The sequence below is a fragment of the Fibrella aquatica genome (assembly GCF_041321135.1).
GTDB classification, from domain to species: Bacteria; Bacteroidota; Bacteroidia; order Cytophagales; family Spirosomataceae; genus Fibrella; species Fibrella aquatica.
Map to the genome: position 1 here is coordinate 1,025,180 of NZ_JBGGWF010000001.1, position 16,247 is coordinate 1,041,426.

The 16,247-nt window shown below is 51.4% G+C and carries 12 protein-coding genes; 10 read left to right on the forward strand and 2 right to left on the reverse strand.

Annotated features, from left to right (window positions below; genetic code table 11):
- Window positions 1–90: 90 nt before the first annotated feature.
- The 8 genes from lysM (at window position 91) to ACAW87_RS03905 (ending at window position 9,770) form a co-directional block, all read left to right on the forward strand.
- Window positions 91–561 carry a peptidoglycan-binding protein LysM gene (gene lysM, locus ACAW87_RS03870; protein ID WP_370721829.1) on the forward strand — a complete coding sequence of 157 codons (471 nt, stop codon included), beginning with the start codon at window positions 91–93 and terminating at the stop codon, window positions 559–561.
- A gap of 153 nt (window positions 562–714) precedes the next feature.
- Window positions 715–2,892, forward strand: coding sequence for a bifunctional aldolase/short-chain dehydrogenase (locus ACAW87_RS03875; protein WP_370721830.1), 2,178 nt, complete (start codon window positions 715–717; stop codon window positions 2,890–2,892).
- 84 nt (window positions 2,893–2,976) lie between these two features.
- Complete coding sequence (locus ACAW87_RS03880; RefSeq protein ID WP_370721831.1) at window positions 2,977–4,251, forward strand: sugar isomerase; 1,275 nt, start codon at window positions 2,977–2,979, stop codon at window positions 4,249–4,251.
- Window positions 4,252–4,413: 162 nt separating this feature from the next.
- On the forward strand, window positions 4,414–5,847 hold the full coding sequence (locus tag ACAW87_RS03885; RefSeq protein ID WP_370721832.1) for an FGGY-family carbohydrate kinase: 1,434 nt from the start codon (window positions 4,414–4,416) through the stop codon (window positions 5,845–5,847).
- A gap of 33 nt (window positions 5,848–5,880) precedes the next feature.
- Entirely contained in the window at window positions 5,881–6,627 is a 747-nt protein-coding gene (locus ACAW87_RS03890; RefSeq protein ID WP_370721833.1) for a (Fe-S)-binding protein, read from the forward strand.
- Between the two features lie 10 nt (window positions 6,628–6,637).
- Window positions 6,638–8,008 carry a lactate utilization protein B gene (locus tag ACAW87_RS03895; RefSeq protein WP_370721834.1) on the forward strand — a complete coding sequence of 457 codons (1,371 nt, stop codon included), beginning with the start codon at window positions 6,638–6,640 and terminating at the stop codon, window positions 8,006–8,008.
- Between the two features lie 76 nt (window positions 8,009–8,084).
- Complete coding sequence (locus ACAW87_RS03900; protein WP_370721835.1) at window positions 8,085–8,681, forward strand: LutC/YkgG family protein; 597 nt, start codon at window positions 8,085–8,087, stop codon at window positions 8,679–8,681.
- A 72-nt stretch (window positions 8,682–8,753) separates the two neighbouring features.
- Entirely contained in the window at window positions 8,754–9,770 is a 1,017-nt protein-coding gene (locus ACAW87_RS03905; RefSeq protein ID WP_370721836.1) for a GntR family transcriptional regulator, read from the forward strand.
- 69 nt (window positions 9,771–9,839) lie between these two features.
- On the opposite strand, the gene ACAW87_RS03910 is transcribed toward ACAW87_RS03905, so the two are convergent.
- Window positions 9,840–10,718, reverse strand: coding sequence for a DNA/RNA non-specific endonuclease (locus ACAW87_RS03910; protein WP_370721837.1), 879 nt, complete (start codon window positions 10,716–10,718; stop codon window positions 9,840–9,842).
- A gap of 179 nt (window positions 10,719–10,897) precedes the next feature.
- On the opposite strand from ACAW87_RS03910, the gene ACAW87_RS03915 reads away from it, so the two are divergent.
- Both ACAW87_RS03915 and ACAW87_RS03920 read left to right on the forward strand, forming a co-directional pair.
- Window positions 10,898–13,084 (forward strand): tetratricopeptide repeat protein, encoded by a 2,187-nt coding sequence (locus ACAW87_RS03915; protein WP_370721838.1) that lies wholly within the window; start codon window positions 10,898–10,900, stop codon window positions 13,082–13,084.
- A 216-nt stretch (window positions 13,085–13,300) separates the two neighbouring features.
- Window positions 13,301–14,530, forward strand: coding sequence for a sensor histidine kinase (locus tag ACAW87_RS03920; RefSeq protein WP_370721839.1), 1,230 nt, complete (start codon window positions 13,301–13,303; stop codon window positions 14,528–14,530).
- On the opposite strand, the gene ACAW87_RS03925 is transcribed toward ACAW87_RS03920, so the two are convergent.
- Window positions 14,527–16,194 (reverse strand): S41 family peptidase, encoded by a 1,668-nt coding sequence (locus ACAW87_RS03925; RefSeq protein ID WP_370721840.1) that lies wholly within the window; start codon window positions 16,192–16,194, stop codon window positions 14,527–14,529. The genes ACAW87_RS03920 and ACAW87_RS03925 overlap by 4 nt on opposite strands.
- Between the last annotated feature and the right edge of the window lie 53 nt (window positions 16,195–16,247).

Sequence of the window (16,247 nt, forward strand, 5' to 3'; positions counted from 1 at the left end):
AGCTCGTCTACGTGTTGGTTTGTGTAGCGAAAACGCGTTGTTTGCGGCTGTATTAAACTAATGTTTCACACTTAATCTTTTTGTACACACATGGGTCTGATAAGTTTTTTCAAAGGTGTTGGTGAGAAAGTCTTCGGTAAGAGCGAAGAAACACCTGCCGCAACCCCCGCCGCTGCTGATCCGGAGCCGCTGAAGGCTAGTGCTTTGTTGAACCACGTGAAGCAACTGGGCCTTCCCTTCCAGAAGCTGACTATCAAAACAAAGGGTGATACGGTAACCATCGAAGGGCAGGTAGCCAAGCAGGAAGACGCTGAGAAAATTGCGTTGGCTGTTGGTAACGTAGAAGGTGTAACGGTGGTAGACAACCAGTTGGTTGTTGACAGTCCAGAGCCAGACGCCAAGTTCCACACGGTAGAGGAAGGCGATACATTGTCGGCTATCTCGAAGAAGGTGTATGGCGACCCCATGAAATACGGCGTTATTTTCGAGGCGAACAAGCCGATGCTGAAGAGCCCCGATCTGATATATCCTGGTCAGGTACTACGGATTCCGCAACTGTAAGTCAGTCAGATAACTAGCGCAAAGGTCTGTTTCCTAACCGGGAGGCAGACCTTTTTGCATTTTTACAGTAGGGAGGAGGAGGAAACTAAGTGTGAAGGCAGTAGGTACGTTTGTGTTGAATCTTCTTTCAAAGTAACACATCGAGTTAGCTGCATGCTTAACCACACTCACGTCTTCAATCACGTTAGCTACCTCTGGGACGAGGCTAAAGCCGCCCAGTTGGCTGACAACGCATCGGCCAATGGTACCTCTTACGACCGGGAAGTTGCGCTGCTGATTTACCGCTCAAACCTGTTGGGTGCCGACCTGCGGCTGACCAATTATGGCGGTGGCAATACATCGTGCAAAGCGATGGCCAACGACCCGCTGACCGGACAAGCCACTGAAGTCATGTGGGTAAAAGGTTCAGGCGGCGATATTGGCACCCTCACCCGCTCTGGTTTGGCGGCGCTTTATGTTGACCGGCTGCGGAGTCTGGAAGGCATTTACCGGGGCATTGAGCAGGAAGACGAAATGGTTGAACTTTTCAATCACTGTCTGTACGACCTGGCCTCTAAAGCACCATCGATCGATACACCTCTGCATGGATTTCTGCCTTTTGCGCATATCGATCACCTGCACCCTGACGCCGCTATTGCCATTGCCGCCGCTAAGGACGGAAAACAGATTACTCATGACCTGTTCGACGGTCAGATTGGCTGGGTCGAGTGGCAAAAACCAGGTTTTGATCTGGGCCTTCAACTCCGCAACTGCCTGGAAGAAAACGCCGCCAATGGCATTCAGCTTCGCGGTATCATGCTGGGCTCGCACGGCCTGTTTACCTGGGGCGATACGGCCTATGAAAGCTATGTAAATACGCTGGAAGTGGTGGAGCGCTGTGCCGAGTACATCAAATCACAGACGGGCAAAAAAGGTGATACGGTATCCCGGCCTGTTTTTGGCGGACAACGGATGGAGAGTGCTACTCCAGAGGCACGGAAACAACAGGCCGCTCAACTAGCCCCCATCCTGCGTGGTCTATGCAGCAGCGAACGCCATATGATCGGTCATTTCACCGATGATGAGCGCGTACTGGAGTTTACAAACTCGAACGACCTGTCGCGGCTGGCTCCGTTGGGTACGTCCTGCCCTGACCACTTCCTGCGCACAAAAATCAGCCCGTTAGTACTTGACCTGGCCCCCGATGAAGATGTAAGCGATACGGCCGCCATTCAGGCCCGGCTTACACCGGCTTTTGATGCCTACCGGGCCATGTATCAGAACTATTACGACACGTGCAAACACCCGAATAGTCCCGCCATTCGTGATCGGAATCCGGTGGTCTTGCTGTGGCCGGGTGTGGGTATGTTCACCTTTGCCAAAGACAAGCAAACCGCTCGCGTAGCCGCCGAATTTTATATCAACGCTATCAATGTAATGCGTGGCGCCGAGGCCATTTCAGAGTATACGTCGTTGCCCCGTCAGGAAGCGTTCAATATCGAATACTGGTTGCTGGAAGAAGCAAAACTGCAACGGATGCCGAAGCCCAAACCACTCTCGGGCAAGATTGCGCTTGTAACGGGTAGCGGCGGCGGTATCGGTAAAGCTATTGCTAAAAAATTCGCGCAGGAAGGAGCCTGTGTCATTCTGAACGACATCGATCAGGATCGCCTCGACGCCTCGAAAGCCGAATTTGTAAAGGCATTCGGTGCCGACGTTGTGTCGACAACTACGCTAAACGTAACCAATGCAGGCAGTATTGGTCAGGCTTACAATGCCGCTTGTCTGGCGTTTGGCGGGGTCGATATTGTGGTGAACAATGCCGGTATCAGCATTTCACGGTCCATTGCCGAGCATACCATCGAAGAGTGGGATCGGTTATATGACATTCTGGTAAAAGGCCAGTTTATGGTCACTCAGGCAGCCGTTGCCGTTATGCGAAAGCAGAAATTGGGCGGCGATATTGTGAACATCGTGTCGAAAAATGCGCTGGTAGCTGGTCCAAACAATGCAGGATACGGTTCGGCCAAAGCCGCACAACTGCACCTGAGCCGGTTGAATGCCGCCGAATTGGGTGGTGACCACATCCGGGTCAATACGGTAAATCCCGACGCGGTCATCTCCGACTCCAACATTTGGGCTGGTGGCTGGGCTGAAGGGCGTGCCAAAGCGTATGGTATTACAGTGGCTGAACTGCCCGCGTATTACGCCAAACGTACGTTGCTGAACGAAGTTATTCTACCCGACGATATTGCCAACGCCTGTTTCGCCTTCGTTGGTGGACTGCTCAATAAATCAACCGGTAACGTGCTGAACGTCGACGGTGGCGTTGCTATGGCGTTTGTACGTTGACCAGTAGCACCGAAGCTCCAGCTTCGGTAGTTCTTCGACTGTCTTTATCTACCGAAGCTGGAGCTTCGGTGCTACAAGCTGCCCATGAACCTGAATCATACTCAATTACAAGACCATAACGCCGGTTTGCTGGCCGGGCATCAACGTAAACTGGCCCCGTGGACAGGGGAGCTCGAAAACGCGGAGGCTGTTATTCAGAAGCTTGTCGATTTTCAGATCGCCATTCCAAGCTGGGCGCTCGGCACGGGCGGTACCCGCTTTGGCCGTTTTCCCGGTGGTGGTGAACCCCGTTCGCTGGAAGAAAAAATGGACGATGTTGGTTTGCTACACGCTTTGAACCGAAGTAGCGGTGCCATTTCTCTGCATATTCCTTGGGACGTACCCAGCGATGTGGCCGCGATTCAGCAACGGGCGGCGCAACTTGGCCTGCGCTTCGATGCGGTCAATTCCAACACGTTTCAGGATCAGCCGGGTCAGGCGTTAAGCTACAAGTTCGGTTCGCTGCAACATGCCGATGCGGCGGTTCGGCAGCAGGCCATCGACCACAATATCGAAGTAATCAGGCACGGTGTGGCCTTAGGCTCGAAATCGCTCACGGTTTGGCTGTCAGACGGCTCGTGTTTTCCTGGCCAGCTCAACTTCCGCAAAGCATTCTCACGAACGCTCGACAGCCTGCACGCCATTTATGCCGCCCTGCCTGAAGACTGGAAGGTATTCGTTGAATACAAAGCTTTTGAACCCAACTTTTATTCAATGACCGTGGGCGATTGGGGTAGTAGCTACCTATACGCCAGCAAACTGGGGCCAAAAGCATCGACGCTGGTTGATCTGGGTCACCATTTGCCTAACGCCAACATCGAGCAGATCGTGGCGATTCTGTTGCAGGAAGGAAAGTTGGGTGGTTTCCATTTTAACGATTCGAAATACGGCGATGATGACCTCACGGTGGGCAGCATTCGGCCGTACCAACTGTTCCTGATATTCTGCGAACTGATAGAAGGTATGGATGCGCGCGGTATGAATCACGCTGATGATCTCGGCTGGATGATCGACGCCAGTCACAATGTGAAAGATCCGCTCGAAGACTTATTGCAGTCGGTAGAGGCCATTCAACTGGCCTACGCACAGGCGCTTCTGGTTGATCGCACGGCGCTTGAAGAAGCTCGTGAAGCCAACGACGTGGTGCGGGCGCAGGAATTGTTGCAGGATGCCTTCCGTACCGATGTTCGTCCGCTGGTAGCCGAAGCACGGCTTCGGGTAGGCGGAGCGCTGAATCCACTCGCCTTATTTCGCCAACTCGACGTGCGCGGCCAACTCATCGGCGAACGCGGCCTGAAAACAGTAGCCACAGGACTTTAAAGGAATTAAGAATTAAGAGTTAAGAATTAAGAGTCAAGAATTGAGAAGTAAGAGGTGAGAGTCAAGAAGCAAGACTTGCGCTGCTACTTGAGAAACGGTTGATCAGCAACGCAAGTCTTGCTTCTCGACTCTCACCTCTTACTTCTTCTTTCTAAAAAAATCATGCAAACGCCCGTAATCGCCGTTATTGATGTTGGTAAGACGAACAAGAAGGTATTCCTTTTTGATCGGCAGTACCAGCTTGTCTGGGAGCGGTCGACGCAATTGACCGAAACGGTTGATGAAGACGGTGATCCCTGTGAAGATCTGGAGCAACTGATCCGGTGGGCATTAGAGGCCGTGCAGGACGTGATGAAACTGCCGGAATACGATGTACAGGCCCTCAATTTCACAACCTACGGAGCCAGCTTTGTTTTCGTAGACAAAGACGGCAAGACGGTAGGTTGCCTGACCAATTACCTCAAGCCTTACCCCGACGAGCTTCGCGATCAATTTTACGAACAGTACGGCCCCACCGCTCAGTTATCGGTCAAAACGGCTTCGCCCGCTCTGGATAGCCTGAATTCGGGCCTTCAGTTGTACCGGCTGAAGCACGAACGGGCCGATCTGTTTTCGCAGGTTGCCTACGCGCTACACCTGCCCCAGTATATGAGCTACCTGATTACCAGCGAGCCCGTGGCCGAAGTGACCAGCATTGGTTGTCATACTATGCTCTGGGATTTTCAGCAGGCCGATTATCATCAATGGGTAAAACAGGAGAGGCTGGATGCCTGTCTGTCGATTCTGGCACCTTCCGACAGCGTTAAAAAGGTTTTAGTAGACGGGAAACCCCTGAAAGTTGGTGTGGGCTTGCACGATTCGTCGTCGGCGCTGATTCCCTATCTGGCGTCGTTCCGGGAGCCGTTTGTACTTATTTCAACCGGAACCTGGTGTATCAGCATGAACCCGTTCAATACCGATCCGCTAACGGCTGAAGAGTTGCAGTACGATTGCCTGTGCTACCTGACTTATAAAGGCCAACCGGTAAAAGCATCGCGCCTATTTGCCGGTAACGAACACGAACAGCAAACAAAGCGGCTGTCGGCCCATTTCAACGTACCTGAGTCGTATTACAAACAGGTGGGCTACAATGCCGACATCATTGATCAGTTGCAACGTACCCACGCCATAGAAGCCGAACCGAATAATGATCATGCCAACGAGTGGCTGGGCATGACGCCACCCGCCACCATTCCGCCGTTTACCCAATCGGCTTTTGTGCGGCGCGACCTGACTTTGTTTCCCGATTACGAAACGGCCTACCATCAGTTGATGCTCGATCTGATGGCGCAGCAACTCATTTCAACGGCACTGGTGATTCCCGGCGATTCGGTTGGGCCCATATCGCGTATCTTCGTTGACGGAGGATTTAGCCATAATTCGATTTACATGAATTTGCTGGCAGCAGCTTTCCCCGACGTCGATATCTGGGCGGCATCAGTCGCGCAGGCTACATCGCTGGGAGCGGCATTGGCTATTCACGACGAATGGAATGCGGGACCAGTTCCCTCTGATTTGATTGATTTAACGTATTATCCGGCTCCGCAGGCAGATTAGCGGAAATAAGAAACCCTTTCGGTTACGCCATTCATGAAGATAGGCTTATTTATTCCCTGTTACGTCGATCAGTTTTATCCGCAGGTAGCAAAAGCAACACTGATGCTGCTCGAAAAGCTGGGTTGCACCGTCGATTTCCCCTTGAACCAAACCTGTTGCGGACAACCCATGGCCAATTCAGGTTATGCCCATTTGGCGGGTGGCTGCGACGAGAATTTTATTCGCAACTTTGCCGGTCACGACTACATTGTGTCACCGTCCGGAAGTTGCACGCTCCACATTAAACAGCATTTGCACGGTCATGATGCCGCCAGCAACAACGACGCGCTGGCCATTCGCAGCCGGGTTTACGAACTCACCGAATTTCTGGTCGACGTGTTGAAGGTGCAAGCATTACCCACGCCAAATCAGGTACGTTCACTACGGGTTGGACTACATCAGAGTTGCCACGGACAACGGGGACTCCATCTCTCGCCCATGTCTGAGTTAATGGGTAAGCAAGGCATTTCTAAACCCGAAACGTTGCTGCGAATGGTTGAAGGGTTGGAACTAGTGGATCTGGACCGCCGCGATGAGTGTTGTGGTTTTGGCGGTACCTTCTGCGTGACTGAAGAGGCTGTATCGGCCAAAATGGGTAAAGACCGCGTTGCCGACCATTTGCGGCAGCGGGTCGATGTGATCACCGGTGTGGATGTTTCTTGCCTGATGCACATGGAAGGCATTCTTCGCCGTCAGCACAGCAACGTATCGGTAAAGCATATTTCAGAGTTACTCAGCTAAAAAGAGAGGTATGTCAACGACTCAATCGCACCCTGAAGCGTCTGTTATCTTTAATAAAGACGAAGCCCGCGTTGACTGGCACGATGAAACGCTCTGGTTTGTCCGGAGTAAACGCGACCGCGCCGCCCAGTCGATTCCAGAGTGGGAGGGCCTGCGGGAAGCCGCTTCGCAAATCAAGAATCATGTGTTGTCGAACATGCATGATTTGCTGACAGAGTTTGAGCAAAACGCCGTTAAAAACGGAATTACGGTGCATTGGGCTGCCGACGCTGCTGAGCATAACGCCATCATTCACCAGATCTTGCAAGACAATAAGGTCAATCAACTGGTGAAATCGAAGTCGATGCTGACGGAAGAATGCCATTTGAACGAGTACCTGAAAGAGCAGGGTGTAGACGTTATTGACTCAGATCTGGGCGAACGAATTGTGCAGATGCGTGGCGAAGCACCCAGCCATATTGTGTTGCCCGCCATTCACCTGAAACGGGCCGACGTGGGCGACACGTTTCACAAGCACCTGGGCACCGAAGCGGGCGCCACCGATCCGCAATACCTCACCGAAGCCGCCCGGCTCCATCTGCGCGACACTTTTTTAACCCGGCGCGTAGCCTTGACAGGAGTGAATTTTGCCATAGCCGAAACGGGTGGGTTTGTGGTGTGTACCAACGAAGGCAACGCCGATATGGGCGTACACCTGGCCGACGTGCACATTGCCTGTATGGGCTTTGAAAAAATCATTCCCCGGGCTGAACACCTTGGCGTGTTTCTTCGGCTATTGGCACGTTCGGCTACTGGTCAGCCGATCACCACATTTTCGAGTCATTTTCACAAAGCCCGGAAAGGACAGCAAATTCACTTGGTTATTGTCGATAACGGCCGGAGCCGACAACTTGGCCGCCCCGATTTTCGGAATTCGCTGAAGTGTATCCGATGCGCGGCTTGCCTGAACACCTGTCCAGTGTATCGGCGTAGCGGTGGGCATAGCTACCACACGGCCATTGCCGGACCAATCGGCTCTATTCTGGCCCCTAATCTGGATATGAGCAAAAACGCTGATCTGCCTTTTGCCAGTACCCTCTGCGGGTCGTGCAGCAATGTGTGTCCGGTAAAAATTGATATTCACGAACAGCTCTATAAGTGGCGGCAGGTACTGATGCAGGAAGGGCACGGACCCGCCGCTAAAACATTGGCGATGAAAACAATGGCTAATGTGCTCGAATCGCCCCGCTTATACCGAATGGCTGGGAAAGTAGGCCGGGGTGTGTTGCGTTTCGCGCCAATCGTAGCCGAAAATGGCCTGAATCCCTGGTATAATCAACGCGAAATGCCTGCCCCGCCAACCGAGAGTTTCCGGGATTGGTACTTGAAGAGAGGGGAGTAACGCCGAAGCTCCAGCTTCGGTAGTCAAGGCTAGTTTTACACTACCGAAGCTGGAGCTTCGGTGCTACAACTGAAAAATGGCTTCCCGAGACACCATGTTGGCCGCTATTCGCGCCAACCAGCCCGACAGATTACCATTGCCTGAGCAGTTTACCTTTCAAACAACGTACCCGGATCTGGAGGCTCAGTTTGCCGAGGTGCTAACCTTTGTGGGTGGTCTGGCGGTGAACGTACCCAACTATGCTGCCATTGCCACGTACCTGCGCGAGGTATATGCCGACGTGGTCAATATCGGAACATCCCTGCCTGAACTGGCCGATTTGGCCGATGTTGATCTAAGCACCATCACCGATCCACACGATCTGGCTGGCCTGAATCTGGCTATTATTGGTGGTCAGCTGGGGGTGGCCGAAAATGCCGCTATCTGGGTCGATGAACGGCAAATCCCAACCGCCTTGCGGGCGTTGCCCATGATTACACAATACCTCGCCATTGTGATTCGTCAAGCTGATTTAGTGGCTAATATGCACGAGGCTTACCGCCGAATCGACGTAGCAGCTACGGGTTTTGGAACCTTTATTTCCGGGCCGTCAAAGACCGCCGATATTGAGCAAAGTCTGGTAATAGGTGCGCACGGTGCCCGCGGATTGACCGTATTTATCCTAAATGAATAAAGCTGATTGGCTGATGCGGCCGTGAATGCGGTACTTTTGTGGTAGCACCTCTCTGGTTCGGTGCATTAGCCAATGCTGCAGCAGATCGCGATCAACGACTTTTCGAGTACACCCAAATACCTTCAGATCTACAACTCCATTACAGAAGGTATTCGGAATAAGGACATTTTGCCGGGGGATAAACTACCGTCCATTTTCGAGGTATGTGCCGAATTCGACGTGTCGAAGCGAACGGTGGAACGGGCGTATGATCTGCTGAAAGAGAAAAAAGTGATCGAGTCAACCAAGGGGAAAGGCTCATACATCAGTGATCTGGAGATTAACCGGGCGTTGAAAGTATTCTTGTTCTTCAACAAACTCAGCGCCCACAAGAAGATCATCTACGACGCCTTCATCGATGAACTAGGCCCCGATGTTCCCATCGATTTTTTTATCTACAATAACGATTTTCGGCTATTTAAAACTATCCTGCCCAACCACGCGCATGGCTATACGCACTACGTCGTTATTCCACATTTCTACGAAGGCGGCGAACGAGCGGTAGACCTGATTAATACCCTTCCCAAGCATAAGCTGGTGGTAATGGACAAGCTTATCAATGGACTAACCGGGCGTTATTCGGCGGTGTATCAGGATTTTGAAAATGATTTGGTACAGGCGCTTGTCAGTGCTTTACCACTGCTTCGTAAATACGCCACGCTGACTATTCTGTTTCCCGACTACACGTATCATCCCGAAGGCATTCTGGCGGGGTTTCACCGGTTCTGCGCCGAATATGGTTTTCAGGGGCTGGTCACTCCCAACATTGAGGCGGCCGATATTATACCCGACTGCGCCTACATCAACCTGATGGAGGAAGATCTGGTAACGCTGATTAAAAAGATTAAAGAAACACCGTATCAGGTTGGCCGTGAAGTGGGTATTCTGTCGTACAACGAAACACCACTGAAAGAACTCCTGCTGGATGGGATCACGGTTATCTCCACCGATTTCGCCCAAATGGGCCGCACCGCCGCGCAACTGGTAACGGGCAAAGTGACCGGACAAATCAAAAATCCGTTTCAACTCACCGTGCGGAAATCACTTTAGGTACGTACTACGGACTTCAGTCCGTTTACTGTAGCTTTTCTATAAAAACGGACTAAAGTCCGTGGTACGTCAAAGCCCGCCGCTTGTTTGTTTTTTCAGGGCTACCTGAATATCGGCGGGTAGGTTGGTGAAGAAGCGAAGGCCGGTGCGCTTTTCCAATTCGTTGACAGACAATCGATAGCTCTCCCACCGCCGCTCGGCCGTTGCCTGCTGATTTGGCATATAAACAGCAATGACCTGCGTATTAGGACCAATGCGGTTCAAATCGTCGGTTCCGTTCGGCATAATCAGCAATACTTTCCAAAGAGCGGCGGGAACCGTAATCTTGCCATTGGCCAAACTGCTGGCTTCTCCCTGCTCACCCGTACCGCCCGACCCGCCTGTTCCAGCCATTATATACACTTCATTGCCTGTATCAAGCTGCTTTCTGGCAAATTCTTCCAGGTACTTCCACGTTTCCCGGTTGAATTTCGGCGCTTGCGGCACGACGTTTGATAGGACGAATGTAGCCGCATTATCGGCAGGGCTATTATCCCGGTCTTCGGATGGGCACAGGTGGCCGCGATCAAAGCCTGTACGTTCGTAATCACTCGACCGAACCGTTGAATACCCGGCGGGCAGATCAGGATCGGGGCGGAAAGTTTTGGTACGGGCAGCGTCGCCTTTCCATTCAGGACTCAGGTGCCAGCTTACCCAATTGGCAATGCCCCGGCCGCGGTTGAAACTCAGCGCAAACTGGGGTTTCAACACCAGGTAATTGTCGGCGTCGATGGTTGTAGCCTGACTGGGATTGCCCAATGTCAGGTGTTCACTAATGACCTGGACCGATCGGCTGGTTTGTTTGGTTGCGCTTGGGGTAGGCAGGCAACCGGCAAGTGAGAAAAGGAACGTGCTGATGAACAGGTTTCTCAGCACTCGATTTTGTGTGAACGTTGATTTTGTTAGCATACTTACGGAACTTTACTTGACTAAGCCACCAGTAAACTCAGATGAGTCGAAAACGGATAACCGAGACGATTTTAAATAGCCTGCTTTTTTTGCCGAATTTGTGGCCAATCGCCATTGAACTCGGTAAAAACTCAATTTAGCCTGTTTTTAGGGCATTTTTAGTATCACAACCCATACGTATGAGTAAAAAGAAACCGGCCGTACCGCAACGTACTGGCTACACAGCCCCACAAGCTGCCGCGCCTCGTCAGGCGGTGGCTACCCCTCCGCGACCGCAAGCATCGGCCGCACCCCGTCCGTCAACCCCTTCTGTATCTGACCTTCCCATCGACCGTAGTCCGGTTGCCTGGTGGCCCATGCTGGTACTGGCGGCCATTGGCGTGTTGCTCTACGCCAACACGTTCGGCCATCAGTATGCCCTTGACGATATTGCTGCCATTGGGCAAAACCTGTTTGTGAAGCAGGGACTAAAAGGCCTGCCCGATCTGATGCGCACGGAGTTCTGGCACTTCAGTAACATTTCGCTGGGCTACTACCGGCCTCTCTCACTGATCACATTCGCGCTGGAGCAGGAGTTTTTTGGCGATAAGCACCCTGAATACAGTCATATGATCAATGCGGCGTTGTACGGACTGACGGGCCTAAGCATTGGGGCGTTGTTGCAGAAATGGTTGCCTGGTAAAACCATCGTGGCGTTTCTGATTGGCCTCGTCTTTATCACGCATCCTATTCATACAGAGATTGTGGCCAACATTAAAGGCCGCGACGAACTGCTGAGTTTTCTATTTATTGCCCTTATGCTGCTGACCGCCTGGAAACAGTTGGAAGCCAAAACGTCGTTTTGGTATCAGGGGCCATCGGCTGATATTGCACTGGGTACGTTGCTCACCATTTTCAACGTTGTAGCTGGTTGGGTAATCGGTAGCAGTCTGCTGGTCAACTCGTTTGGTGCAACGGCGGGTGGCGTTATCGGCGTAGTACTTATGGGCGGGCTTTCTACAACCTGGGTTGGCCTGGCTTGTGCTTCGCTCTACTTTGCGTTTCTGTCCAAGGAATCGTCAATTGTGAGCTTAGCGCTGATTCCGGCCATGCAATACTGGTTTGCCCGTCGCAACGTCTACCGGTCTATGATTAGCCTGTGGCCGTTCCTGATCATTTCAGCGTTGTTCTTCTACCAGAAGCAAAAAATGATTGGCACCCTGAGCGGTAACCCACCTGTCGACTGGGCTAACTATCCGTATGCCATTCTGAATACGAAGACGTCGACTATGTTCAAGTTCTTCCTGTATTACCTGAAGCTACTGGTGCTACCGCATCCGCTGGTATATGATTACTCGTTCAACGTGATTCCAACGGGCGGTAAAGGCGATATTATGTCGTGGCTGGGCTTCTTCTCCATGGTGGGTATGGTAATCTTGTCCTGGATTGGCTTCCGTCGCCGGACGCTCTGGGGTTTTGGTCTGTTCTGGTTCTTCGTAACCATGGTGCCTGGCCTGGGCTTTATTTTTAGTCGGGGTGGTATTCTGGCCGAACGTTTCACCTATGCTGCCGTGATGGGTTTTGCTTTTGTATTGGTCTGGGCTGTGCAGGCCGCCGTTGCCCGATTCGGACTGGATAAAGCGAAAGCCAACGTACCTGACGAAAGGCCGGCTGTTGACGGACAGTCGGTCGTTGAGTCTTTCCTTACGCCAAAACAAACGCCCGCTTACGCCGTCAATTACATACCGATGGCAATCGTGATAGCTGTAGCTTGTGGGTTGTATTCGTTCAAAACCGTCACCCGCAACCCAGACTGGGAGAACAACTTTGTCCTCTTCAACTCGGCACTTCCTTATGCGCCCACAAGTTGCCAGGTACAGCGCCACGTGGCCAACGAGTGGATTGAAAAAGGCCTGAAAGAGCGCGCCAAGATCGATAGCGCCAATGTTCGGATGGCTCGCTTTCAGGCTAAACCCGATTCGGTGAAGAAGTATCAGGCTATGTTGCCCGAATACAATAAAGAGACGGGTAAATACGCTCGTCTGGCGCTCGATCACTTGCAGGAGTCATGCAAGATTTACCCAAATTTCGGTGAGTCGTACTTCTCGATGGCGTACGTTTTCCAGCGTATCACCCCCAACGTCGACTCGGCTAAGCATTATTACAAGCAAACAATCAAAGCGGCTTCGTCGTATGCGCCAGCCTATAATAACCTTGGCGTAATTTACCAGAACGAGGGTAAGTACCAACTGGCATCGTATTACTACAACAAATCGATGGAAGTGAACCCGGCTTATCAGGATGGCAAAAACAACTACGCTGCCCTGAAAAAAGCAACTGGTTTGGATGTTCGTTTCCTACCCGATTCGGTGATTACCCGAAACTAAAGAGAGTACACAGGCATAGGGTAGCGTGATGCTGATATTGATACTGTTAACAGGCTCAATGTCAGCATCACGCTTTTTTTGTTTAAAACGATTAGTAATTTTTAAGCACACCTCTTACCTGTTGGCCGTTATTGTAAAGTATATACGTCATAGGTTCATAGATTGTGTACCTTCATAGAGTGAGCGTTGTTTGCCAGTTACTTTAGCCCATAAATTATGCCTGTGTTTCCTCTAAATCCTCTTTCGCTGGTTAATATATCAGTCTCGGAACAAGAGACATTTCCTGAACAGGAACGTACGCTTCGGGACAAGTTACTGTTGCGAGAAGCTCAGTTGAGTCAGGCAACGCGAATGGCTGGCATGGCGAGCTGGGAATGGTATTTTGGCTCTACTCAGATTCAATGGAGTCCCGAAATGTATCAGTTTTGGGGGTATGAGCCCGATGAAGTCAGCGTGGATCTCGATAGTGTCGCCCAATCGACGCACGTTGATGATCTGCCTATTTTAGAAACGGCGGTAGGGCGTTTATTGCAGGGCGACGACGTGGAGATGGAGTACCGACGGTACGACAGGCTGGGGCGGGAGATATACATTCATACCATCGGGCAGATCATCCATAACGAAGCTGGGGAAGCTATTGGGGTGTTTGGCATAGATATGAACATCACCAAACGCAAACAGCAGGAGCAACGTTTGCTTGACCTAAACCGGTTGCTTGAATCGAAAAACAAGGAACTGGAGCAACTGGTGACCGAAGCCAACGCCTTTACCTACATTGCCAGTCATGACTTACAGGAGCCTCTTCGAAAGATTAAGAGTTTTAACCAACTCATTTTAGAGCAGGATGCAGGTACGTTGTCGGAGCAGGGACAGGAGTTTTTCAGACGCTCTATAGCCGCCGCCGAACGAATGCAGCAACTCATTCGCGATCTGACTGCCTACTCGCGAATCAACGCCGTTGAAAGTACCGTTGAGTCCGTTGATCTGGCCGAATTGGTTGAACAAGTATGCACCGAACTACGCGAGACGATAGTGGAGAAAAACGCAATACTGCACATCGGGATACTGCCAACCGTACCGCTGATCCGCTTTTCGTTCCGGCAATTGCTCGATAATCTCATTGGTAATTCGCTTAAATATCATCTGCCCAATACTGCGCCGACCATTACTATAACTTACAATCGGCTAGTTGGAGGAAACGTACCTGATCAGCACCAGTTAACTATTGCCGATCAGGGTATCGGTTTCGAGCCAAGATATAGTGATCGTATTTTTAAGCTGTTCCAGCGGTTGCACAGCCAGCAACAGTATGCTGGAACAGGTATAGGACTTGCTATTTGCCAGCGCGTGATGCAAAATCACGGCGGCACCATTGAGGCCGCCGGAAAACCCAACGAAGGAGCTACTTTCATCATGCGCTGGCCTGTAGAAGCGGAGGTCAGCTAATTGCCCCGGCTAAGCTTGATGGCCCGTTCCAGCACCTCATCACGACCCGCCCGAATGCCCTCGATGGTCGGTTTTACAACGATGTCGGGCAGTATACCAACGCGCTGCGTTTCCCGCCCATCAGGATAAAATACGCCTATACCGCTGAAGGCCGTTCGGTAGCCTCCCGGTAACGGCACCCACGATATGTTGCCATCGGCTCCGGCGGTCGGGCTTCCAACAAGCAAGGCAGTAGGAACGGTACGGAAAGCCATAGCGGTAAACTCGGCCTGACTTTGGGTGTCTTCATTCACCAGTACAATAACGTTTCCTGCGTAAGGTTTTTCCCTGGCGGGCGGCAGTTTTGAGGAGCCCATCTGCTCAAAAACGCCCGGAAATGACAGGTTAGGCCGGGTAAACTGGGCAAATGTTGGTCGTTTATCCGTTAGATACCAACCCACAAGCAATAAGGTCGCTTGTGGATAGTTGCGCAAGTCGAAAATGATGGCCCGTGTGTTCATGAGTGGCTTCATCACGCTGTCAATCTTTCGTTGTGTCAGATGCCCCATGTTTACATAGCCGATACTATCAGACAGCATTTGGCTGATTGGATACCGTGAATTGAGCGATTTGGACGTGCTTCTCCCCAACTCTCTAAACGTATAACGTGCAACGATTACCGTTGTATCTTTCCCTTGCCGATCAATGGTAAGCGCTGCTTGTTTTTGTGTGCTCACGCCGATAAGCCCCCGAACATCGCGGAGTACGTCTGCCTCATTGGAAGCGGAGATATAAGGCTGGATTCGGTCAATATGCCCCCGAACAGATTGGCCGTCGATGGCGCTGATTACCGTTCCAACGGTCAGGGCCGATGAACTCATGAGCGAGTCGTTGTAAATCCGGGTTACAACGGCTTTGTTATCAATGAGCTTGAGCTCAAAAGGGAGCCATAACGTACCCAGATCGCCGCAACGCAGGCAGCGATTTTTATCGGTCGAAACAAGGAATCCGTGGCTGTCTTTTATGCTGGCAACTAACTGATAAATAGCTTTCTGGTACGTTTCAGGGTTGTTTGCCCGTTGGAAAACGGGAATCAGCTTAGGCAGCACCTCGTTCCAGTTACTATCAAGGGCGTATTTATAGGGGAAGAAATAGTGGATGATGTTCCAGTACCGAAACAGCGCCAGTAACCGGTAAGATTGATCTGGCGTTGACATGTCGGCATAGCTTTTCTCGTTATCGAAGCTGGTATTTCTAATCTGCTTATCTTGCTTCACGTAGTAGTTATCACCCTGATTTCGATTGTTTTTTAGGTACGTTAACCGGTTCAGGACGTCTTCTGTAAACAGGAGTGAATCGGTCAAAAAAGATAAATCCAGATTCTGCTGGCCAAGGACTGGGGGAGAAGCTGTCTGTACGCATTTCCGACAGCGCTTGACCGTTCCCAAACTATCGATTAGACGGGCATAGATGTCGTTAAGGTGTTGCTTATTCTGAGCCTGCTGAACATCGGGGATCAAACGAATGAGCTGTTGATCCCAGTCCTGCTTGCCTGACGCTACGTTGGGATGATAGTATTTCAGAAACCCCCAAACCTTACAAAGCGAGGCTAACTTCTGGTTTTCAGTTATTGGTTGGGCCAGCGACGTGGTGGCGGCTAAGCAAAAGAGAATAAAGTAGCGCATGGTTGAGTAAGTCTGAAGTCACTACAAAGACCAAAGCCACTGTCCATCGGTTG